This is a genomic window from Microbacterium sp. X-17, assembly GCF_039615055.1.
Genome location: NZ_JBDHNI010000002.1, coordinates 404,881 through 425,175 on the forward strand (window position 1 = coordinate 404,881; position 20,295 = coordinate 425,175).

Here is a 20,295-nt window from a genome sequence, read left to right on the forward strand (position 1 = left end):
CGCCGGGAGTGATCGGAGGCACCCATGGATCTTCTGGACCCGCTGATCCTCGCCCGCTGGCAGTTCGGTCTCACGACCCTCTACCACTTCCTGTTCGTGCCGCTCACGATCGGCATGGGGCTCGTCGTCGCGATCTTCCAGACGGCGTGGCATCGGACCGGCCACGTGAAGTGGCTGCAGCTGACGCGGCTGTTCGGGAAGATCTTCCTCATCAACTTCGCGATGGGCGTCGTCACCGGCATCGTGCAGGAGTTCCAGTTCGGCATGAACTGGTCGGAGTATTCGCGGTTCGTGGGCGACGTCTTCGGCGCCCCGCTCGCGTTCGAGGGCCTCATGGCCTTCTTCCTCGAGGCCACGTTCCTGGGCCTCTGGATCTTCGGCTGGGATCGATTGCCCCGACGCCTCCACCTCGCCACCATCTGGGTCGCCTGGGTCGGCGCCGCGCTATCCGCGTACTTCATCCTCGCCGCCAACTCGTTCATGCAGAACCCGGTCGGCTACCAGATGTCGCCGGACGGCACCCGCGCGGAGCTCACCGACTTCTGGGCGCTGCTCACCAACCGCGTCGCGCTGGCGACCTTCCCGCACGTGCTGTTCGCGAGCTTCATGTTCGCGGCGGCGGTCGTCATCGCCGTCGCGGCGTACCACCTCGCCCGGAAGCGGGACGTCGAGGCGTTCCGGCCCGCCCTCCGGTTCGGGATGTGGTTCCTGGTGGCGTCGTTCGCGGGCGTCGCGATCGCGGGCGACCAGCTCGGCCTGCAGATGGTCGCGACGCAGCCGATGAAGATGGCGTCGGCCGAGGCGCTGTACAACACCGCATGCGGCGCCGACGCATCCTTCTCGATCTTCTCGCTCGGCACCCCGGACGGGTCGAGCGAGATCTGGTCGCTGCGGGTGCCCTACCTGCTCTCATTCCTGTCGACGCATACCTTCGACGGCTGCGTCGAGGGCATCAACAATCTCAACGCTCAGTACACGGCGCAGTGGCCCGACATCGCGAGCCAGCTGAGCGGGAACCTGCCGTTCGCGCCCACGATCTGGATCACGTACTGGTCCTTCCGCTGGATGATGGGCTTCGGCGGCCTCGCCGCGCTGATCTCGGTGGTCGGCCTCTGGGTCACCCGCAGGAAGGCGAAGCGCGAGGTGCCGCGGTGGTTCTGGCGGGTGCTCGTCTGGTCCGCGCCCCTCCCGCTCATGGGCGCGCTCGTCGGCTGGGTGTTCACGGAGATGGGCCGGCAGCCGTGGATCGTCTTCAGCCTCATGCCGACGGCGGACGGCGTCTCCCCCAACCCCGGATGGAACGTGCTGATCTCGCTCGTCGCGTTCACCGGGATCTACGCGATCCTCGCGGTCGTCGAGTTCGGGCTCATCCTCAAGACCGCGCGAGCGGGACTCACGCCGGTCGAGCCACCGGGATCCGGGACGGATGCCGACGACCCGGCATCCGCCGAGCACCTCACCACGGTCTACTAGTCGCCTCGCGACTCTAGGGAGAAGAGATCATGGACCTCGCACACCTCTGGTTCTGGATCATCGGCGCGCTCTTCATCGGCTACTTCGTCCTCGACGGGTTCGACTTCGGCGTGGGGATGTCGCTGCCGTTCCTCGGCAGGGACGACGTCGGCCGCCGCCAGATCATCAACACGATCGGCCCGGTCTGGGACCTCAACGAGACGTGGGTGATCGTGGCGGGCGCGTGCCTGTTCGCCGCATTCCCGGAGTGGTATGCGACCCTCTTCAGCGGCTTCTACCTCGCGCTGCTGCTGATCCTGCTGGCGCTCATCCTCCGCGGGGTCTCGTTCGAGTACCGGCATCAGCGCGACGGCCTGCGCTGGAAGCGCGGCTTCGACACGATGATCGTCGTCGGATCGGCCGTGCCCGCGTTCCTCTGGGGCGTCGCGTTCGCGAACATCGTGCAGGGGGTACCCCTCGACGCCGGCCACCACTTCACCGGGACGCTGCTGACACTGCTCAACCCTTACGGGCTGCTCGGCGGGCTCACGACGCTGCTCCTCTTCTTCACGCACGGGGTGCTGTTCGTGGCGCTGCGGACGGACGGCGTCGTGCACGCCGCCGCGCGCCGCCTCGGCCTCCGTGCCGGCGTGATCACGCTCGTCGTGGCGGCGGCGTTCCTCCTCTGGACGGTCGTGGCGCACTTCTCCTGGCCCGTGCTGATCCTGGCGCTCGCGGCCGCCGTCGCCCTCGCCGGCTCGCTCGTCGCGGCGGTCGCCCGCCGCGACGGCTGGGCGTTCTCGCTCGGCGCGGTCACGGTCGCCGCCTCCGTGCTGATGCTGTGGTTCGCGCTGTACCCGTACGTGATGCCGTCCTCGACGGATCCGGCGCACAGCCTGACCATCGAGAACGCCTCGAGCACGAACTACACGCTGACGATCATGAGCTGGGCCGCCCTGGTGTTCCTGCCCCTCGTGCTGCTCTACCAGGGCTGGACGTACTGGATCTTCCGCAAGCGTGTGTCCCGCGCCCGGATCGAACGCGCCGCCGCCCATTGACTCGCTCCCCTCGCGCACAACTCCTGCAAAACGTGCTCGCACCGCCCGATCGGACTCGAATCGGGCGGTGCGAGCGGGTGCCTGCAGGAGTTGTGCGGGCTGAGGGGCGGGCACAGGTGCGGGAGACTCGTGGGATGAGAGGGCCGGTCGATCCGCGGCTGCTGCGCTACGCGCGCGGCTCGCGCGGGTTCTTCGTGGCCACCGCCGCGATCGTGCTCGTACAGACGGCGGTCGTCGTCGGGTTCGCGTGGTGCCTCACGAGCGCGCTCGTCGGCGCGATCCAGGGCCGCCCGGTCGCCGACCTCGTGCCGTGGGTCGCCGGCGCGGCGGCGCTCGTGATCGTGCGCGCGGCGCTGGTGGCGGCAGCCGAACGGGTCTCGGCCGCGGGCGCGGCGCGGGCGTCGCTGCAGCTGCGCGCAGGCCTCGTGGGCGCGATCGAGAGCCTCGGACCGGCTTGGCTCGAACGGCGGAACGCGGCGTCCCTCGCCGTCACGGCCGGCCACGGACTGGAGGCCCTCGACGCGTACTTCGGGCGCTACCTGCCGCAGCTCGTCGCCACGGCGATCACCGCGCCGATCCTCGTGCTCGTCATCCTGCTGGCCGACCCGATCTCCGGGATCACCGTCATCCTCACGATTCCGCTCATCCCGATCTTCATGGTGCTCATCGGCCTGGCGACGCGGGCCGTGCAACGCCGTCAGTACGCGACGCTCCACCGCCTCGCGGTGCGCTTCGCCGACACCGTCGGGGGCCTCGGCACCCTCAAGATCTTCGGCCGCCAGCACCGGGCCGCCGCCAGCATCGAGAAGGTCACGAGCGACTACAAGCGCGAGACGATGAAGGTCCTGCGCGTGTCGTTCCTCTCCGGCTTCGCGCTGGAGTTCCTCGCGAGCATCTCCGTCGCGATCATCGCGGTCACGATCGGGCTGCGGCTCCTCGCGGGCGAGCTCGACCTCCTCACCGGGCTGTTCGTGCTGCTCCTCGCCCCCGAGGCGTACCTGCCGCTGCGTCAGGTCGGCGTGCAGTTCCACGCCGCATCGGAGGGTGTCGCGGCGACGGACGAGATCTTCGCCGTGCTGGATGCCGCCCGCGACGCGCCCGCGCTCGCCGCCGCCGCGGCGCGCTCGGACGTCCCCGCGGAGGCGCGCTCGGGCGTCTCGCGCTCGGACGCCTCCGCCGCGAGCTCCGGGCCGCTGCTCGAGGTGCGCGGGATGCGCGTGCGGCGCGGGGAGCGGATGCTCGCCCCCGTCGACCTGGAGGTGCGGGCCGGCGAGATCGTGCTGATCGAGGGTCCGAGCGGGGCGGGGAAGTCGAGCGTCCTCGCCGCGCTCCTCGGCTTCGCGCCCTACGAGGGCGCGGTGCGCGTGGACGGGGCGGAGGCTGCGCACGCGCGCGACGCGCTGGCGTGGGCGGGGCAGCGCCCCGGGCTCGTGTCCGGACCCGTGCGAGACAACGTCGCGCTCGGTTCCCCCGAGCCGGACGACGCGCTCGTGCGTCGGTGCCTCGCCGACGCACAGGCGGGCGACGTGGCCCCGGAGCGCGAGCTGGGCGTGCGGGGATCCGGGGTGTCCGGCGGACAGGCGCAGCGGATCGCGCTCGCCCGGGCCCTGTACCGCCGGCGCGCGACGGATGCCGGCGTGCTCGTGCTCGACGAGCCGACGAGCGCGCTCGACCGCGAGACCGAGGCCGCGGTGTGGCGCACGGTGCGCGCGGAGGCGGACGCCGGGGCCGGCGTGCTCCTCGTGTCGCACCGCACGAGCGCCCGCGCGATCGCGGACCGGATCGTCCGCATCGCCCCGGTGGAGGCATCCGCATGACCGCGTCTCGTGACCCGCGCGCGGCCGGCGACCTCCGCGCACGGACGAACCGGGTGCTCCGGTCCGCTCAGCCGCCGCTGCGCCGGTTCTGGGTGACGATCGCCCTGGGCGTGGGCACCGCCGTGAGCGCGATCGCGCTGCTCGCGGCATCCGCGTGGCTCATCGCGCGGGCGGCCGAGCAGCCGGCGATCATCTACCTGTCGGTCGCGGTCGTCGCGGTGCGCGCGTTCGCGCTGGGCCGCGGCGTCTTCCGCTACCTCGAACGGCTCGCCGGGCACGACGCGGCGCTCGGGCGGCTCGCGACCGTGCGCGCGGAGCTCGTGCGCCGGCTCCTCCCCCTCGCCCCCGACGGGCTCGGCCGCACCCGCCGCGGCACCCTCCTGTCGAACCTCGTCGACGACGTCGAGGAGCTGCAGAACCTCCCGCTGCGCGTCGTGCTGCCGCTCGCGACCGCGGGCCTGACCTCGGTCGCGAGCGTTGTGTTCGTCGCGTTCCTGTCCCCGCCGGCCGCGGTCGCGCTCGGGGTGAGCCTCGTCGTGGCGCTGCTGCTCGCGGTGGGGGCCGGATGGGCGGCCGGCGCGCGGGCGGAGCGCTCGGTCGCGCCGCTGCGCAACCGGCTCGCCGACGCGCTCCTCGACGAGCTGACGGCGCTCGACGTCCTGACGGCGTACGGCGCGACGGATGCCGCGGGTGCGCGCGTCCGGGACGCGGACGACGCGCTCCGCCGCGCGACCGTCCGCCGGTCCAGCGCGCAGGGGCTGACCGCCGGGGCGGTCTCGCTGCTCGCGGGAGCGGCATCCCTGGCGGCGCTGCTCGTGGCCGCGCCCTTCCTCGGGCGGGACGGATTCACCGGGCCCGCGCTCGCCGTCGTGGTGCTGCTGCCGATGGCCGTGTTCGAGGTCTTCGGTCCGGTGCCCCTCGCGCTGGCGTCGTGGCGCAGCGTCCGCGCCGCCGCGGAGCGCATCGCCCGCACCGTCCCCGACGCGCCCCCCGCCGGCCTCCCCGCCCCCGACGCCCCCACCCCGGGCCACCCCACCCCGGGCCACCCCGTCGCCGAGAACGCGCTTGTGTCACGAAAACGGGACGTTTTCGTGACACAAGCGCGTTCTCAGGGAGGGGTGGGCGGGGGTGAGGGGCTCGTGCTCGAGGGGGTGCGCGGCCACTGGCCAGCCGACGCGGACATCGCGGCCGACCGGGGACGGCTCGACGGGGTCGACCTGCGGGTCGCGCCGGGGGAACGGGTGCTCGTGACCGGACCCAGCGGCGCAGGCAAGACCACGCTCGCGCACGTCCTCGTGCGGTTCCTCGACTACGACGGGTCCTACCGCGTGGACGGGGTCGAGGCCCGGGACCTTCCGGCCGACGAGCTCCGCCGCACGGTCGGGCTGTGCGAGCAGGATCCGTACCTCTTCGACGAGAGCATCCGCCAGAACCTCCTGTTCGCGCGGGACACCGCGACCGACGACGACCTCTGGCACGCGCTCGACCGCGTGGGGCTCGCGGACTGGGCGCGCGAGCGCGGAGGCCTCGACGAGCCCGTCGGCGAGCGCGGCGCCCTCGTTTCCGGCGGTCAGGCGCAGCGGCTCTCCCTCGCGCGCGCCCTGCTCGCGGACTTCCCGGTCCTGGTGCTGGACGAGCCCACGGCGGGTGTGGATCCGGATGCCTCGGACGCGCTCCTGCGCGACCTCCTCACCGCCGCCGACCCGGGGCGGTCCGTCGTGCTGATCTCGCACGTCGAGGTGCCGGCCGGGCTCATCGACCGCGAGGTCCGCCTCGTCGCCGGCCGCACCTTGCCCTGACCCCGCGCCCCGCACCCGGCACCCCGCACCCCGCGATCAGGTGAATTCGCGTAGTCAGGAGAATTCCGGCCGGAAGCATCCTGATTCCGCGAGTTCACCTGATCTCGCGCCGTGCCCGGGGTGTCCGGTCGGCTACGGATGCGGTGCCGGGGCGATGGGGAGGATCCGCACAGCGGATGCCGCGACCCGGAGCCGCACCGCGACGCCCGCTTCGAGACCCAGCGCCGCGACCGCCTCGAGCGGCACGTCCACCGCGACGGCGGGCGCCGCGGTGTGCACGCGGACGCCGGCGAGAGTCGGCTCCAGCCGGCGCACCCGCGCGATCCAGGTCCCGGCCGCGTGCTCCCCCGCGCCCGCACCCACATCCCCCGCGCCCGCACCCACGTCCCCCACACCCGCGGACCGCACCACGTCCCCCGCACCCGCGGACCACGCCCCGGCACCCGCGGACCGCGCCACGTCCCCCGCACCCGCGGACCACGCCCCGGCACCCGCGGACCGCGCCACGTCCCCCGCACCCGCGGACCACGCCCCGGCACCCGCCGACCGCGCCTCATCCCCACCCGCGTCCACCCCACCCACGCCGGCCGCATCCGCATCCGCGGCGCTGAGCTGCACCGCGCCGGGCGGGAAGACTGCGACGACCGCGTCGCCGTCGCGGAGCCCCGGCGCGACGGCGCCCGGGATCCGCACGCCGTCGGCCTCCCAACGGCCCCCGCGCAGCGTCCCTTCGACGCGGTCGAGGCCCGCGAGCGAGGCGACGAACGGCGTGCCCGGCGCCGCGAAGACGTCTCGAACCGGACCCTCCTGCGACACCCGTCCGTCCTCGATCACCACCAGCCGACGCGCCAGGGCGAGGGCGTCGACGGCGGCGTGGGTCACGACGATCGCGGTGCAGTCCAGCGCCGCGCGGATGACGGTGCGAAGACCGTCGGCGGTGTCCGGATCGAGGGACACGAGCGGCTCGTCGAGGAGCACCAGGCTCGGACGGGCGGCGAGCGCCCGCGCGAGGGCGACCCGCTGCTGCTCGCCCCCGGACAGCTCGGACGGCCTTCGCCCGCCGGCGTCGGGCAGGCCCACGCGCGCGAGCCACTCGGCGGCCTGCGCCCGGGCCGCGTGGCGATGCGTCCCGTGCGCACGGAGCCCGAACGCGACGTTGTCCGACACGGACAGATGCGGGAAGAGCCGCGGATCCTGTCCGAGCAGAACGATCCCCCGATGGGCCGGATCCACCGCCCGCGCCCGCCCGCCCGGACCCGACACGAGGTCGCGGTCGCCGAGACGGATGTGCCCGTCGTCGATGCCGGCGAAGCCCGCGAGGGCCGCGAGCAGGGTCGACTTCCCCGCTCCGCTCGGGCCCATGACGGCCACGGTCTCCCCCGCGGCCGCGCGCACGCCGACGGACAGCGTGAACTCCGCCGACCGCTGCACCACGACGCGGGCGTCGAGCGCGGCCCCCGTCATCGGACGACCTCCGGGCGCCAGGCGCGCACGAGGAGCAGCACCGCGATGGCGGCGCCGAGCAGGAGGAGCGACAGCGCGACGGCTGAGCCCTGCGACACGCCCGCGCCGTTGAACGCCGTGTAGATCGCGAGCGGCATCGTCTGCGTCGTGCCCGGGGCGTTGCCCGCGAACAGCGCCGTCGCGCCGAACTCGCCGATCGCGCGCGCGAAGCACAGGATCGTCCCGGCGACGAGCCCCGGGCCGGCGAGCGGCAGCGTGACCCGCCGCAGGATCGTCCAGCGACCGGCCCCGAGACCGGCCGCCACCTCGTCGTACCCCGTCCCGACCGCGCGAAGCGGCCCCTCCACCGCCAGGACGAGGAACGGCAGCGCGACGAACGTCTGGGCCATCACGACCGCGGTCGTCGTGAACGGGATGCGGAGCCCGGCATCGAGGAGCACCGGGCCGAGCCATCCGTTCCGCCCGAACAGGAAGAGCAGCGCGGCGCCGCCGACCATGGGCGGCAGGATGAGCGGGACCGTGACCAGCACGCGGAGCAGGGCCGCCCGCCGCGGCGACGACCGCGCGATGAGCAGCGCCAGCGGCACGCCGAGGACGAGGCAGAGCGCGGTCGCGATGACGCCCGTCAGCAGCGACAGCCCGAGCGCGGCGAGCGACGACGCGGCGGTCACGTCCGCCCACAGCGTGCCCCAGTCCACGTGCCCGATCAGGGCCAGGAGGGGGACGACGAGGAAGGCCAGGCCGATGAGCGCCGGCAGCACCAGGATGCGCGGGACGAAGCCCCGACGCGGGCGGCTCACGGCGCGCCGAACCCGTACTTCGCCAGGACCGCCTGGCCGTCGGGACCGAGGACGAACGCGACGAACGCGGCCGCCGCGGGGGCATCGGCGGCACTGTCGAGCGCGACGATCGGGTACTGGTTGACGACCTTGTCGGCGCCGGCGGGGACGATCGCCTGCACGTTGCTGTTGGCCTTGGCGTCCGTGGTGTACACGATGCCGGCATCCGCCTCGCCGTTGGCGACCTTCGTCAGCACCGCCGTGACGTTCTGCTCCTGGCTGGCCGGAGTGACCGTGACCCCCGCGTTCGCGAGCAGCGTCTGCGCCGCCGTGCCGCACGGCACCCCGGGCGCGCAGAGCACGACGGTGGTCCCAGGCTTCGCGAGGTCGGCGAGACCCGTGATGCCGGCGGGGTTGCCCTTCGGGACGACGATCACGAGCGTGTTGGTGGCGAAGAGCTGCGGACCCGTCGCGAGACCGGCATCGACGACCTTCTGCATGTTCGCTTTGTCGGCCGACGCGAACACGTCCACGTGGTTGCCGCCGATGATCTGCGTCGCGAGCGTCGACGAGCCGTCGTAGGTGAAGGGCACGACACCGACCGCGGGGTAGGCGGCGCTGAACTCGCGCGCGATCTCGTCGAACGCGCCCTTGAGGGAGGCGGCCGCCGACACCGTCAGCTCCCCGGAGACCGCCGGCGCGGTGGATGCCACGGGTGCGGCCGACGCGCCCACGCATCCGGCGAGGAACAGGGTGGCCGCGGCGACAGCCGCGACGGCGAACGAACGGATGGTGCGCATGATCAGGCCCTCGGGGTCTCGACGATGACGGTGGTGGCCTTCACGACGGCGACCGCGAGCGAACCGACCTCGAGCCCGAGGTCCCGGGCCGCCTCGGCGGACATCAGCGAGACGACGCGGTGCGGACCCGCCTGGATGTCGACCTGCGCCATGACCCCGTCGACCTGCAGCCGCGTGACGAGGCCGACGAAGCGGTTGCGGGCGCTGGAGAGCACGTCGGTCGGATCGGGCGTGTCGGCGCTCAGCTCGACCGCGCGCCGCGCGAGCGCATCCCCCGGGATCTCGGCCGGCGTCGAGCCGACGGTCGGGAGGATGCCGGCCTCGACCCATCGCCGGACGGTGTCGTCGCTGACGCCGAGCAGGCGCGCCGCATCCGCGATCCGATAGGTACGCATGGGCTCGACCCTAGCATCCGCGTTCGCGGATCATCAGGGCCCGTTCCATCCGCACGTGCGGATACGGACGGCCGACGCCGCGAGCCCCGGGATTAGCCTGGATGCATGCCTTTTCCGCCGCTCGTCGAGCCCGTGCCCGTGCTCAGCGCGCACGAGCGCGCGCGCACGACGCGGCACGCGATCCTCGCCGGCCTCGGTGAGATCGGACAGCGCCGGATCGCCGCGGCGCACGTCGTCGTGATCGGCGCGGGCGGCCTCGGCTCGCCGGCGATCCTCGCCCTCGCCGCCGCCGGGATCGGGACGCTGACGGTCATCGACGACGACGAGGTCGAGCTCACGAACCTGCAGCGCCAGGTCCTCCACCGCCACGCGGACCTCGGTGCTCCCAAGGTCGACAGCGCCGTCCGCGCCGCCGCCGACCTCGCCCCGGAGACCCGCGTCCGCCCCCTCCGCGTCCGCCTCACGGAGGAGAACGCCACGGACCTCCTGCGCGGATCGCACGTGGTGATCGACGGCAGCGACACGTTCGACACGCGTGGGGCGGTCGCGGCAGCGTGCGAGGAGCTCGGCGTCCCCCTCGTGTGGGGAACCGTGCAGGGCTTCGACGCGCAGGTCACGGTCTTCTGGTCCGCGCCGCCGGCGGATGCCGCCCCGGTCGTGCTCGCGGACCTGTATCCGCCGGAGACCGTGGGCGAGGTGCCCTCGTGCGCGGAGGTGGGCGTGCTGGGCGCGCTGTGCCTCCAGGTCGGCGCCCTGCTCGCCACGCAGGCGATCGCGCTCGTCGCCGGGATCGGCGAGCCACTGCTCGGCCGTGTCCTCGTGATCGACGGCCTGCGTGCCCGCCAGACCGAGGTTCCTCTCCGCCCCGCCCACCCCGGCCCCGGCCACCCCCTCGCCGAGAACGCGCTTGTGTCACGAAAACGGGACGTTTTCGTGACACAAGCGCGTTCTCACCCGGGCGGGGGGCCTGTCACGGAGCTGTCCGCCGCGGAGGCGGCCGCTGCGCGGGAGGCGGGGATCACCGTCGTCGACGTGCGCGAGCCGAGCGAGACCGCGATGGGCATCATCCCGGGTGCGCGGCTCCTGCCCCTCGCCGAGCTCCTCGACCGCCCCGAGGCGGTCGGCCCCGGCCCGGTCCTCGTCGTGTGCCTCAGCGGCGCCCGCGCGACCCGCGCGGCACGCGCCCTCCGCGATGCCGGGGTGGAGGCGAGCGTGCTGGCCGGCGGGATGCGGGCCTGGGACGCCGCGGCGGAGCCCGCGTGATGCGGACGGTCGAGGAGCACCTCGCCGGCATCCTCGCGCGCACCCCCCGGCTGCCGGCCGTCCGTCTACCGTCGGCGGATGCGGAGGGCCGCACCCTCGCCGAGGACGCGCGGGCGCGCCTCGATGTGCCCGCGTTCGAGAACTCCGCGATGGACGGGTTCGCGGTCCGCTTCGCCGACGTCGCCTCCGCCACCGCGTCGGCCCCCGTCACGCTGCGGGTCGTGGCGGACGTCCCCGCGGGGTCCGGGCTGGATCCGGCTCTCCGGCCGGGTGAGGCCGCCCGCATCATGACCGGCTCGGCGCTCCCCACGGACGCCGACACCGTCGTGCCGTTCGAGAGCACGTCCGGAGGCCTCGCCGACTCGCTCGGAGACGTCCGCGTCGAGCGCGCGCCCACCGCCGAGGGCCAGCACGTCCGGCGCCGCGGCGAGGACGCGCGCTCCGGCGACGTGGTGCTCCCCGCGGGCACCCGCGTCGGCCCCTTCGTCCTCGGCACGCTCGCCTCGACCGGCATCCTCGAGGTCGCGGCCGCACGCCGCCCGCGCGTCGCGATCGTCTCGACGGGCACGGAGCTCGCACCCGCCGGCGCGCCGCTCGCGCGCGGGATGATCCCCGAGTCGAACTCCGGGGTGCTCGCGGCACTCGCGCGGGAGGCGGATGCCGAGGTCGTGCTCCGCACGAGCGTGCCGGACGACTCCGACGCGCTGCGGACGGCGGTCGCGGATGCCGCGGCCCGCGGCGCCGACGCGATCGTCTTCTCCGGCGGCGTCAGCGCGGGGGCCTACGAAGTCGTGAAGAACACGCTCGGCCCGGGCGGCGAGATGGCGTTCTCGTCCGTGGCGATGCAGCCCGGCAAGCCGCAGGGCTTCGGGGTGCTCGCGGGCGGCATCCTCCTGTTCGGGCTCCCCGGCAACCCGGTGAGCGCCGCCGTGTCGTTCGAGGTGTTCGTGCGGCCCGCGCTCCTCGCGATGCAGGGCCGCACGCCGGTCGGCCGCCCGATCCTGCGTCTTCCCGCGGGGGTCCCCTGGCGCTCCGCCGAGGGACGGCGGCAGTACCTCCCGGCCGCGATCGACCGCACCGACCCCGAGCGGTGGACCGTGCGGCCCGCGAGCGCGGGCGGCTCCGGCTCGCACCTCGCGAGCGGTCTCGGACGCGCGGAGGCCTACGCTGTCGTCCCTGCGGAGGTCGATGCGGTCGCGCCGGGCGACCTCGTCGATGTCATGCTGGTGGGATGAGCTTCACCCATCTCGACGACGCCGGTCGCGCCCGCATGGTCGACGTGACGGCGAAGGAGCCGACGGTCCGCGCGGCGACGGCGCGCGGCTTCGTGCGCTGCACGCCGGCCGTCGTGGCGGCCCTGCGCGACGGCTCCGTGCCGAAGGGGGACGTGCTCGCGGTCGCGCGGATCGCCGGCATCCAGGCGGCGAAGCGCACGCCGGACCTGCTGCCGCTCGCGCACGTCATCGGCGTGCACGGGGCGTCCGTCGACCTGGAGGTCACCGACGACGGCGTCGAGATCGCGGCGACCGTGCGGACCGCCGACCGCACCGGCGTCGAGATGGAGGCGCTCACCGCGGTCGCGGTCGCGGGGCTCGCGATCGTCGACATGGTGAAGGGTCTCGATCGCGCGACCTCGATCGAGAACGTGCGGATCGTGGCTAAGGAGGGCGGCCGATCGGGAGCATGGACCAGGCCGGAGTGACGGTCGGCGCGATCCTCCTCGCGGGAGGACGGGCGTCGCGGATGGACGGCGCCGCCAAGCCCCTCGTCGAGGTCGGCGGCGCGACGCTGCTCGCGCACGCGGTCGCCGCGGCCCGCTCCCTCGGAAGCGCCCCGATCGTCGCGGTCGGCCCCCCGCTCGCCGACCTCGCCGGCGTCACGTGGACGCGGGAGGATCCGCCGTTCGGCGGACCCGCCGCGGGCGTCGTGGCGGGGCTGCGCGCGTTCGGCGACGCCTCGCCCGAATGGACGCTCGTGCTCGCCTGTGACCTCCCGCGCGCCGAGCAGGCCGTCGCGCTCCTCGCCGAGGCTGCCGCGGTCGGGCCCGCGGACCTCGACGGTGTGTGCCTCGCCGACGCGGGCAGCCGCCCGCAATGGCTGACGGCGCTCTACCGCACCGCTCCCCTCCGGGCGCGGGCGGAGCGGCTGCCGGATGCCGGACGGGATGCCCCCGCGCGGAGCCTCGCGGACGAGGCGGCGATCATGGTGCTGAGCGACCCCGACGGCCGGTCCACGGACGTCGACACCTGGGACGATCTGGAGAAGGAGACCCGCCGATGAGCGCCGCACACCTGCCCCCCGAGGCCCTGGACGAATGGGCGGGCGCTCTGCGCGAGCGTTTCGGGCTCGGACCCGACGACATCCCCGTCGCCGGCGTCCTCGACCTGGCCGGCGCCGTCGCGAACGGCGTGACGCGCCCCGCCGCCCCGCTGAGCGCGTTCGTCGCGGGGCTGGTGGCCGGGCGGGCCGGCGGCACGCCCGCCCAGGCCCGTGAGGCGATGGCCGCGATCACCGCCCTCGCCGCGGACTGGAGCGGCTGATGGCGCGTGTCCGCTACTTCGCGGCGGCCGAGGAGCTCGCCGGCCGCGCGGAGGAGATCCGCCCCGAGGCGACCCTCGGCGCTCTGCGCGCCGCCCTCGCGTCCGAGCGTCCGGGCCTCGGCGGCATCCTGCCCCGCTGCGCCGTGCTCGTAGGAGGCTCCCGCGTCGACGACGACACCGCCCTGAGCCCCGACACCCTCGTGGACGTGCTGCCGCCCTTCGCCGGCGGCTGATCCGCTTCGGGTCAGCCGGCGCGGACGACGTCGACGCCGGGGAGGCCGCCGAAGCGGGCACGATCGTCGCGCGTCACGACGCTGCGTCCCGTCTCGCGCGCGTGGGCGGCGATGATCAGGTCGTGCGCGCCGCGCGGAGTTCCGGCGCGGCGGGCGGACGCGATCAGCGCGGCATGGTGCACGGCCGTTGCGGGCGTGTAGTCGAGGACCTCGACGACATCGAGGATCGTCGCGATCGCTCGCGCGCGTTCAGCCGCACGCGCGGCCGAATCGGCCAGCTCGATGCCCGTCCGGTACTCCGCGACCGTGATCGCCGCGATCGCGAGATCGTCGTCGTCGATCGCCGCGCGGTCGATCGTGCCGCGTTCATAGGCGATGAGGATGCCGGTATCGAGGATCAGGCGTCGGCCCACGGATCCGCTCCGCCATCCAGCGCTGCGACCGCGTCGACGATCGCAGCCTCGAACTCGTCGTCCGGCGGCACGATGCCAGCGAGCGCCGCCGCGAGATCCCGACCGGTCCGGGAGCGGGCGGGCCGCACCTCTGCGATCGCGCGATTGCCACGCGTCACGGTCACGGTCTCCCCGCGCTCGATGGCGTCGAGGAGTTCGGAGAAGCGCCGCGAGGCCTCCGTCGCCGAGATGGTCCTCATGGTGAAAGTCTATCTGATAATCAGATTCTGGGAAGAGCTCAGCCGCCGAGGCCCTTCCAGGCGGTCGTGCCGTCGGCCTCCACCTGGCGCTTCCACACCGGCAGCTCCCGCTTGATCGCCTCGATGATCTCGCGGCAGACCTCGAACGCCGCCTGCCGGTGCGCGGATGCCACCGCGATCACGACCGCGGCCTCCCCCACCTCGAGCCGCCCGATGCGGTGGCTCACGGCCACGACCGCGTCGGTGTCCGCGATCGCGCGCTCGGCGAGCTCGCGCAGGATCCGCTCGGCATCGGGATGCGCGGTGTACTCGAGCGCGACGACCGCGCCGGCAGCATCCGGGTCGTGATCCCGCACCCGGCCGACGAACGTCGTCACCGCGCCCGCGCGGGCGTCGTCCACGGCACGGAGGTGCAGGTCGAGGTCGAGCGGCTCCGCGCTGATCCGGCCGAGCGCAACGCTCACCGGTGGTCGCCGCCCGCGAGCTGGTCGAGGACGTGCACCGCGACCGACAGCACCACCGGCATCCCCTCCGCGACGGCCGCGGGGGAACCGGGCAGGTTCACCACGAGCGCGCCGGCGTCGTCGACGACCCCGGCCCGCCCGCGGGACAGCATCCCCGCGGGCTTCCCCGCCGTGCCGACGCGGCGGAGCTCCTCCGCGATCCCCGGGATGTCGCGCGTGAGGACGAGCGCGGTGCCCTCGGGGGTCTGATCGCGCGGCGACACGCCCGTGCCGCCGGTCGTCACCAGGAGCCGGGCGCCCTCCGCGATCGCGGCGCGTAGGGCGCCGGCGACGGAGTCCACCCCGTCCGGGACGATCCGCGCCTCGCCGCACAGGAAGCCGCCGGCGCGCAGCGCCCGCACCGCGACCGGACCGCTCTCGTCGACGCGCTCGCCCGCGGCACCCCGGTCGGAGACCGTGATCACGGCCGCGTAGCGCTCCACGTCCCGCGTGCGCTCCGCGTCGTGCGGGGGCTCCGCGTGCGCGTGCGTCATTCGCCCGGCCGGTGCTCGAGCCGCACGACGACGCCCTTCGACGTTGGCGTTCCGCTGACGTCCGCGGTGGAGTCGAGCGGCACGAGCACATTCGTCTCGGGGTAGTACGCGGCGGCGTTGCGGCGCGGCGTGTCGTACGTCACGATGCGGAACCGCTCGGCGCGACGCTCCTCCACCTCACCCGACGACCGCGGCCACTCCGACACGAGGTCGACGATCTCCCCGTCCGCGAACCCGAGCTCGCGCACGTCGTCGGCGTTCACGAGCACCACCCTGCGGCCGTCGTGGATGCCGCGGTACCGGTCGTCCTTGCCGTAGATCGTCGTGTTGTACTGGTCGTGCGAGCGAAGCGTCTGGAGCAGCAGGCGCCCCTCCGGGATGCGCGGGTATTCGAGCGGGTTCGCCGTGAAGTGCGCGAGGCCGTCGCTCGTCGCGAACTCCCGCCCGTCGCGGGGTCCGTTCGGAAGGAAGAACGTGCGGCCCTTATCGATGCGCCGCTCGTAGTCCTCGAAGCCCGGGATGACGTTCTGGACGTGCGTCCGGATGAGCGCGTAGTCGTTCTCGAGCCCTGCCCAGTCCGCCTGCGGCACGTTGCCCCGATCGTCGCCGAAGACCAGCCCGCACAGGCGCGTCACGATCGCGACCTCGGAGAGGAGGTCCTCCGCCGGCGGCGCGAGCCGGCCGCGCGAAGAGTGGACGGCGCCCATCGAGTCCTCCACCGAGACGCGCTGCTCGCGGCCGCCGCGGCGGTCACGATCCGTGCGGCCGAGCGTCGGCAGGATGATCGCGCGACGGCCCGTGACGACGTGCGAGCGGTTCAGCTTCGTCGAGACGTGGACCGTCAGGTCGAGATTCGCCATGGCCGCCTCGACCACGGCGGTGTCGGGTGTCGCGCTGACGAAGTTGCCGCCCATGCCCATGAAGAAGCGCGCCCGTCCGTCGCGCATCGCGCCGATCGCGGCGACCGTGTCGTGGCCGTGGCGGCGAGGGGCCGCGAAGGAGAACTCCCGGTCGAGCGCATCGAGGAAGGCATCCGACGGCTTCTCGTAGATGCCCATCGTGCGGTCGCCCTGCACGTTCGAGTGGCCCCGGACGGGGCAGACCCCGGCCCCGGCCCGGCCGATGCTCCCCTGGAGCAGGAGTACGTTCACGACCTCCCGCAGGGTCGGCACCGAGTGCTTGTGCTGGGTCAGCCCCATCGCCCAGCAGACGATCGTCGCGCCCGAAGCCCGCACCATCTCGGCGATCTCGCGGAGCTCCGCCTCGCTCAGCCCGGTCGCGGTCTCCAGCTCCGCCCACACGGCCGCTCCGATGGCGGCGGCGTACGCGTCGAAGCCGCTCGTCCAGCCGGCGACGAAGTCGCGGTCGACGACCTCGCCCTCACGATCGTCGACCTCGAGGAGGTGCTTGCCGATCGCCTGGAAGAGGGCCTGGTCGCCACCCAACCGGATCTGCACGAACCGGTCGGCGAGGGGGGTGCCGCCCAGCAGCACCCCGCGGGGCGTCTGCGGGTTCTCGAACCGCAGCAGCCCGGCCTCCGGCAGCGGGTTGACGGCGATGATCTTCGCGCCCCGCTGCTTCGCCTTCTCGAGGGCGCTCAGCATGCGGGGATGGTTCGTGCCGGGGTTCTGTCCCGCGACGATCAGCAGCTCCGCGTCGTGGATGTCCTCGATGGACACGGTGCCCTTGCCGATGCCGAGGGTCTCGGTGAGCGCGGAGCCGCTGGACTCGTGGCACATGTTCGAGCAGTCCGGCAGGTTGTTCGTGCCGATGCCGCGCACGAGCAGCTGGTAGACGAACGCTGCCTCGTTGGACGTCCGGCCGGACGTGTAGAAGATCGCCTCATCGGGGTCGTCGAGGCCGCGCAGCTCCATCGCGATCTCGCGCAGCGCGTCGTCCCACGAGAGCGGGCGATAATGCGTCGCGCCCTCGTCGAGGATCATCGGATGCGTCAGCCGACCCTGCTGCCCGAGCCACCAGTCGTCGTGGCTGCGGAGCTCCTCGATCGAGTGCTCCGCGAAGAAGGCGGGCCCGACACGGCGGATGGTGGCCTCCTCGGCGACCGCCTTCGCGCCGTTCTCGCAGAACTCCGCGACGTGCCGGTGGTCGGTCTCGGGCCACGCGCAGCCCGGGCAGTCGAAGCCGTCCTTCTGGTTGACGCGCGCGAGCGCGCGCGCACCGCGTACCGCGCCCATCTGTTCCCACGAGATCTGCAGCGCGTGCGTGACGGCGGGAACACCGACCGCCACCCGCTTGCGCTCCCCCACGCTCAGTCGAGACTCGTCGATGTCCTTCGTCGGGGCCTTCCTCGCCATCCTTCGATCGTAGTCCGACGCCGTTCCGGGGGACCCGGCAGAATGGCGGGCATGACCCGGGTCGTCGACGTCGTCCGCCAGCTCATCGCCCCCCTCTCGCGCACCCGAGCGTTCCGGACGGCGGGGCCGATCTTCCTGCCGCCGTTCGAGCGCCTCCTCTCCGCCCTCACCGGCGGCACCGTGCAGGTGAGCGCGCTGCTCGTCCCCTCGCTGACGCTCCGGACGACCGGTGCGAAGTCGGGCGTGACCCGCGAGGTCGTCCTCATGTACACGCCGGACGGCCACGGCCGCGCGATCGTCGCCGGCTCGAACTTCGCCGGCGACCGGCATCCCGCGTGGAGCACGAACCTCCTCGCGCACCCGGATGCCGAGATCTCCGTCCGCGGCCGGCGGCTCGCGGTGCACGCGATCCTCGTGACCGACGAGGAGCGGGATGTCGTCTGGGCGCGCATCGAGCGACAGTGGCCGGGATACCGCGCCTACGAACGCGCGTCCGGCCGCGTCGTGCGCCTCTTCCGGGTGCAGCCGGTGCGCGAGCTCGGCCGGCAGGAGGCCCGACCTGGCCGCTAGGGTGGTGCGCATGGAGGCCGCTCCCGCCGCACGACGCCGCCCGGGACTCGTCACCGCGGCCGTCGTGCTCGTCTACCTCAGCGGCTTCTTCAACGCCGCGATCGGGCTGCTGATCCTTCTCAGCCGCTACCAGGCGCCCGACACCGGCACGATGATCGCGGTCTCGTTGCTCGGCGCGGGCACCATCCTCTTCGGCCTGCTCACGATCACGGTCGGCTCCGCGGCAGCGCGCGGCAGCCGGCTCGCGCGACTCCTCGTGACGATCTACCTCGCCATCCAGATCGCGCTGCACATCGTCACGATCGTGACGACCGATCCGTGGGACTGGTGGTCGTCGGCGCTTCTCCTGCTGGAGGTGCTCACGCTGCTGGCGTTCTGGGTGCCGCGCAGCAGCCGGCGCTTCTATGTCCGAATCTGAGGCGACGCGCTTAGCCATATGGCTAGTGCGACCGCCGAAAGGCGGGGTCCAAGGTTAGGGACCAATCGAACCAGTCAGCGATGATTCGGTCCGATCACCGGAACAGTCCACCGTCGTCGCGCTCGCGAAGCGACGCCAGATCACAGCATCTCTCCCCTCACCAGAAGGTGTTCACTATGCCCAAAAACGCCTCTCGCCGCCTTCGCAGGGTGGCCGCCGTGGCCGTCGCCCTCGTCCTCACGACGACCGCGATGGCCGCGTGCTCCAGCTCGGCGACGCCCGCCGCCTCCGACGGAACGCCCGTCCATGGCGGGAACCTCCGGGTCGGCCTCCTCGGAAACGGGAACCAGGAGACGAACGACCCGTCGCAGATCATCACGACGATGGACTTCGCGCGGACCCGCCAGATCCTCGACACCCTGACGGTCGCGGGGCAGGACGGTATAAAAATGTCCCTCGCCGAGAGCATGACGCCCAACAGCGATGCCACCGTATGGACCATCAAGCTCCCCGCGGGGGTGCTCTTCTCGGACGGCACGCCCCTCACGTCCGCGGACGTCATCTGGACGTTCAAGTACCACATGAACCCGGCCACGGTGTCGAAGTCGGCGAGCGCCCTCGCGGACGTCGCCGACCTGAAGGCGGTCGACGACCTCACGGTCGAGGCCGACCTCAAGACGCCGAACTCGCTCTTCCCCTCCGCCGTGTCCGACTTCCGCCTCGGCATCTTCAAGGCCGGCACGACGAACTTCGACAAGCCGATCGGCACCGGGCCCTTCGTCCTCAGCGAGTTCGATCCCGGGCACCAGTCGGTCCTGACGGCCAATCCGCACTACCGGGTGGCGGGCGAGCCGTACCTCAACTCCGTCACGCTCGTCTCGATCAACGATGACCAAGCGCGCACCAACGCGCTGCTGGGCGGCCAGGTCGACGCGATCGCCGCGGTCGCGCCGGCGCAGTTCCAGAGCCTCGAGTCGAACAAGGCGATCCAGGCGATCTCGACGCCGGGCAGCTCGTTCCCCGCGCAGTACATGTTCACGAGCGGCTCGAGCGCCGGCGCGCTCGCCGACCCGCGCGTGCGGCAGGCGCTACGCCTGCTCGTGGACCGGCAGCAGATCCTCGACAACGTCTACTTCGGCTACGGCCGGCTCGGGAACGACCTGTTCGGCATCGACGACCCGAGCTATCCGAGCGACCTGCCGCAGCGTCAGTACGACCCGGAGCAGGCCAAGAAGCTCCTGGCCGACGCCGGCCAGTCCGACCTGCACGTCGACCTGTACACCTCGAACATCTTCCCGGGGATCGTGGACATGTCGACCCTCATGGTCCAGCAGGCGCAGGCCGGCGGCGTCACGATCACGCTGCACAACCTGCCGTCCGATCAGTACTGGTCGCAGTCGTACCAGGTGAACCCGTTCGGATCGACGTACTGGCTCGGTCACCCCCTCGTGTACTTCTACAACAACATGCTGGTTCCGGGCGCTGGTCTCCCGGAGACGCTGTGGACCAACACGCAGTGGAACGACCTCTACCAGCAGGCGCTGCGGACGCCGGATCCGACGGCCGCGAACGCGCTCCTCACGCAGGCGCAGAAGATCCTCTACGACCAGGGCGGATACATCATCCCGGTGTTCCCGAACCTCCTCGACGCGGCATCCACCCAGGTGCACGGGCTGAAGCAGAACCCGTACACCGCGCTCGGCGAGTTCGACTTCACCCAGGTCTACCTGAGCTGATCCCGCA

22 protein-coding genes are annotated in these 20,295 nt (G+C 73.1%); 13 read left to right on the forward strand and 9 right to left on the reverse strand.

What is annotated here, in order from left to right; all coding sequences use genetic code 11:
* Window positions 1-24 precede the first annotated feature (24 nt).
* The 4 genes from ABCS02_RS10310 (at window position 25) to cydC (ending at window position 6,126) form a co-directional block, all read left to right on the forward strand.
* On the forward strand, window positions 25-1,473 hold the full coding sequence (locus ABCS02_RS10310; protein ID WP_345835548.1) for a cytochrome ubiquinol oxidase subunit I: 1,449 nt from the start codon (window positions 25-27) through the stop codon (window positions 1,471-1,473).
* Window positions 1,474-1,502: 29 nt separating this feature from the next.
* Window positions 1,503-2,510: a cytochrome d ubiquinol oxidase subunit II gene (gene cydB / locus ABCS02_RS10315; protein WP_345835549.1), complete on the forward strand. Its 1,008-nt coding sequence runs from the start codon at window positions 1,503-1,505 to the stop codon at window positions 2,508-2,510.
* 134 nt (window positions 2,511-2,644) lie between these two features.
* Window positions 2,645-4,327, forward strand: a complete 1,683-nt coding sequence (gene cydD / locus ABCS02_RS10320; protein WP_345835550.1) for a thiol reductant ABC exporter subunit CydD — start codon at window positions 2,645-2,647, stop codon at window positions 4,325-4,327.
* The gene (gene cydC / locus ABCS02_RS10325; RefSeq protein WP_345835551.1) at window positions 4,324-6,126 is read left to right on the forward strand and encodes a thiol reductant ABC exporter subunit CydC; all 1,803 of its coding nucleotides are present in this window, start codon (window positions 4,324-4,326) and stop codon (window positions 6,124-6,126) included. Before cydD ends, cydC begins: the two co-directional genes overlap by 4 nt.
* A 132-nt stretch (window positions 6,127-6,258) precedes the next feature.
* Here the strand turns inward: cydC and ABCS02_RS10330 are convergent, their stop codons facing one another.
* From ABCS02_RS10330 to ABCS02_RS10345, 4 genes are read right to left on the reverse strand one after another with little or no spacing between them, the layout of a single operon-like run.
* Window positions 6,259-7,590: an ATP-binding cassette domain-containing protein gene (locus ABCS02_RS10330; protein ID WP_345835552.1), complete on the reverse strand. Its 1,332-nt coding sequence runs from the start codon at window positions 7,588-7,590 to the stop codon at window positions 6,259-6,261.
* On the reverse strand, window positions 7,587-8,390 hold the full coding sequence (locus ABCS02_RS10335; RefSeq protein WP_345835553.1) for an ABC transporter permease: 804 nt from the start codon (window positions 8,388-8,390) through the stop codon (window positions 7,587-7,589). The genes ABCS02_RS10330 and ABCS02_RS10335 overlap by 4 nt, the downstream gene beginning before the upstream one ends.
* Window positions 8,387-9,169 carry a molybdate ABC transporter substrate-binding protein gene (modA, locus tag ABCS02_RS10340; protein ID WP_345835554.1) on the reverse strand — a complete coding sequence of 261 codons (783 nt, stop codon included), beginning with the start codon at window positions 9,167-9,169 and terminating at the stop codon, window positions 8,387-8,389. The genes ABCS02_RS10335 and modA overlap by 4 nt, the downstream gene beginning before the upstream one ends.
* Window positions 9,170-9,171: 2 nt before the next feature.
* Window positions 9,172-9,564, reverse strand: a complete 393-nt coding sequence (locus ABCS02_RS10345; protein ID WP_345835555.1) for a TOBE domain-containing protein — start codon at window positions 9,562-9,564, stop codon at window positions 9,172-9,174.
* Between the two features lie 105 nt (window positions 9,565-9,669).
* Between ABCS02_RS10345 and ABCS02_RS10350 the strand changes: the two genes are divergently transcribed.
* From ABCS02_RS10350 to ABCS02_RS10375, 6 genes are read left to right on the forward strand one after another with little or no spacing between them, the layout of a single operon-like run.
* Window positions 9,670-10,827: a ThiF family adenylyltransferase gene (locus tag ABCS02_RS10350; RefSeq protein WP_345835556.1), complete on the forward strand. Its 1,158-nt coding sequence runs from the start codon at window positions 9,670-9,672 to the stop codon at window positions 10,825-10,827.
* A complete protein-coding gene (glp, locus tag ABCS02_RS10355) occupies window positions 10,827-12,062 on the forward strand; it encodes a gephyrin-like molybdotransferase Glp (protein ID WP_345836328.1) in 1,236 nt (411 codons plus the stop codon). Before ABCS02_RS10350 ends, glp begins: the two co-directional genes overlap by 1 nt.
* Entirely contained in the window at window positions 12,059-12,529 is a 471-nt protein-coding gene (gene moaC / locus ABCS02_RS10360; RefSeq protein WP_345835557.1) for a cyclic pyranopterin monophosphate synthase MoaC, read from the forward strand. Before glp ends, moaC begins: the two co-directional genes overlap by 4 nt.
* Window positions 12,511-13,107 carry an NTP transferase domain-containing protein gene (locus tag ABCS02_RS10365; RefSeq protein ID WP_345835558.1) on the forward strand — a complete coding sequence of 199 codons (597 nt, stop codon included), beginning with the start codon at window positions 12,511-12,513 and terminating at the stop codon, window positions 13,105-13,107. Before moaC ends, ABCS02_RS10365 begins: the two co-directional genes overlap by 19 nt.
* Window positions 13,104-13,367 (forward strand): DUF6457 domain-containing protein, encoded by a 264-nt coding sequence (locus ABCS02_RS10370; RefSeq protein WP_345835559.1) that lies wholly within the window; start codon window positions 13,104-13,106, stop codon window positions 13,365-13,367. Before ABCS02_RS10365 ends, ABCS02_RS10370 begins: the two co-directional genes overlap by 4 nt.
* Window positions 13,367-13,600 (forward strand): MoaD/ThiS family protein, encoded by a 234-nt coding sequence (locus ABCS02_RS10375; protein ID WP_345835560.1) that lies wholly within the window; start codon window positions 13,367-13,369, stop codon window positions 13,598-13,600. Before ABCS02_RS10370 ends, ABCS02_RS10375 begins: the two co-directional genes overlap by 1 nt.
* Window positions 13,601-13,611: 11 nt before the next feature.
* Here ABCS02_RS10375 and ABCS02_RS10380 read toward each other — a convergent pair whose 3' ends face one another.
* Genes ABCS02_RS10380 through ABCS02_RS10400 form a run of 5 tightly spaced genes read right to left on the reverse strand, consistent with a single transcriptional unit; the run spans window position 13,612 to window position 17,564 of the window.
* Window positions 13,612-14,013, reverse strand: coding sequence for a type II toxin-antitoxin system VapC family toxin (locus tag ABCS02_RS10380; protein ID WP_345835561.1), 402 nt, complete (start codon window positions 14,011-14,013; stop codon window positions 13,612-13,614).
* Window positions 13,998-14,252 carry a type II toxin-antitoxin system prevent-host-death family antitoxin gene (locus ABCS02_RS10385; protein WP_345835562.1) on the reverse strand — a complete coding sequence of 85 codons (255 nt, stop codon included), beginning with the start codon at window positions 14,250-14,252 and terminating at the stop codon, window positions 13,998-14,000. The genes ABCS02_RS10380 and ABCS02_RS10385 overlap by 16 nt, the downstream gene beginning before the upstream one ends.
* Window positions 14,253-14,290: 38 nt before the next feature.
* The gene (locus ABCS02_RS10390) at window positions 14,291-14,716 is read right to left on the reverse strand and encodes a molybdenum cofactor biosynthesis protein MoaE (protein WP_345835563.1); all 426 of its coding nucleotides are present in this window, start codon (window positions 14,714-14,716) and stop codon (window positions 14,291-14,293) included.
* Window positions 14,713-15,198, reverse strand: coding sequence for a MogA/MoaB family molybdenum cofactor biosynthesis protein (locus ABCS02_RS10395; RefSeq protein WP_345836329.1), 486 nt, complete (start codon window positions 15,196-15,198; stop codon window positions 14,713-14,715). The genes ABCS02_RS10390 and ABCS02_RS10395 overlap by 4 nt, the downstream gene beginning before the upstream one ends.
* A gap of 47 nt (window positions 15,199-15,245) precedes the next feature.
* Window positions 15,246-17,564: an FdhF/YdeP family oxidoreductase gene (locus tag ABCS02_RS10400; protein WP_345835564.1), complete on the reverse strand. Its 2,319-nt coding sequence runs from the start codon at window positions 17,562-17,564 to the stop codon at window positions 15,246-15,248.
* A gap of 51 nt (window positions 17,565-17,615) precedes the next feature.
* On the opposite strand from ABCS02_RS10400, the gene ABCS02_RS10405 reads away from it, so the two are divergent.
* From ABCS02_RS10405 to ABCS02_RS10415, 3 genes are all read left to right on the forward strand, one after another.
* Complete coding sequence (locus ABCS02_RS10405; protein WP_345835565.1) at window positions 17,616-18,134, forward strand: nitroreductase family deazaflavin-dependent oxidoreductase; 519 nt, start codon at window positions 17,616-17,618, stop codon at window positions 18,132-18,134.
* 10 nt (window positions 18,135-18,144) lie between these two features.
* A complete protein-coding gene (locus tag ABCS02_RS10410) occupies window positions 18,145-18,552 on the forward strand; it encodes a hypothetical protein (RefSeq protein WP_345835566.1) in 408 nt (135 codons plus the stop codon).
* 176 nt (window positions 18,553-18,728) lie between these two features.
* Window positions 18,729-20,288, forward strand: a complete 1,560-nt coding sequence (locus ABCS02_RS10415; protein WP_345835567.1) for an ABC transporter substrate-binding protein — start codon at window positions 18,729-18,731, stop codon at window positions 20,286-20,288.
* Window positions 20,289-20,295 lie beyond the last annotated feature (7 nt).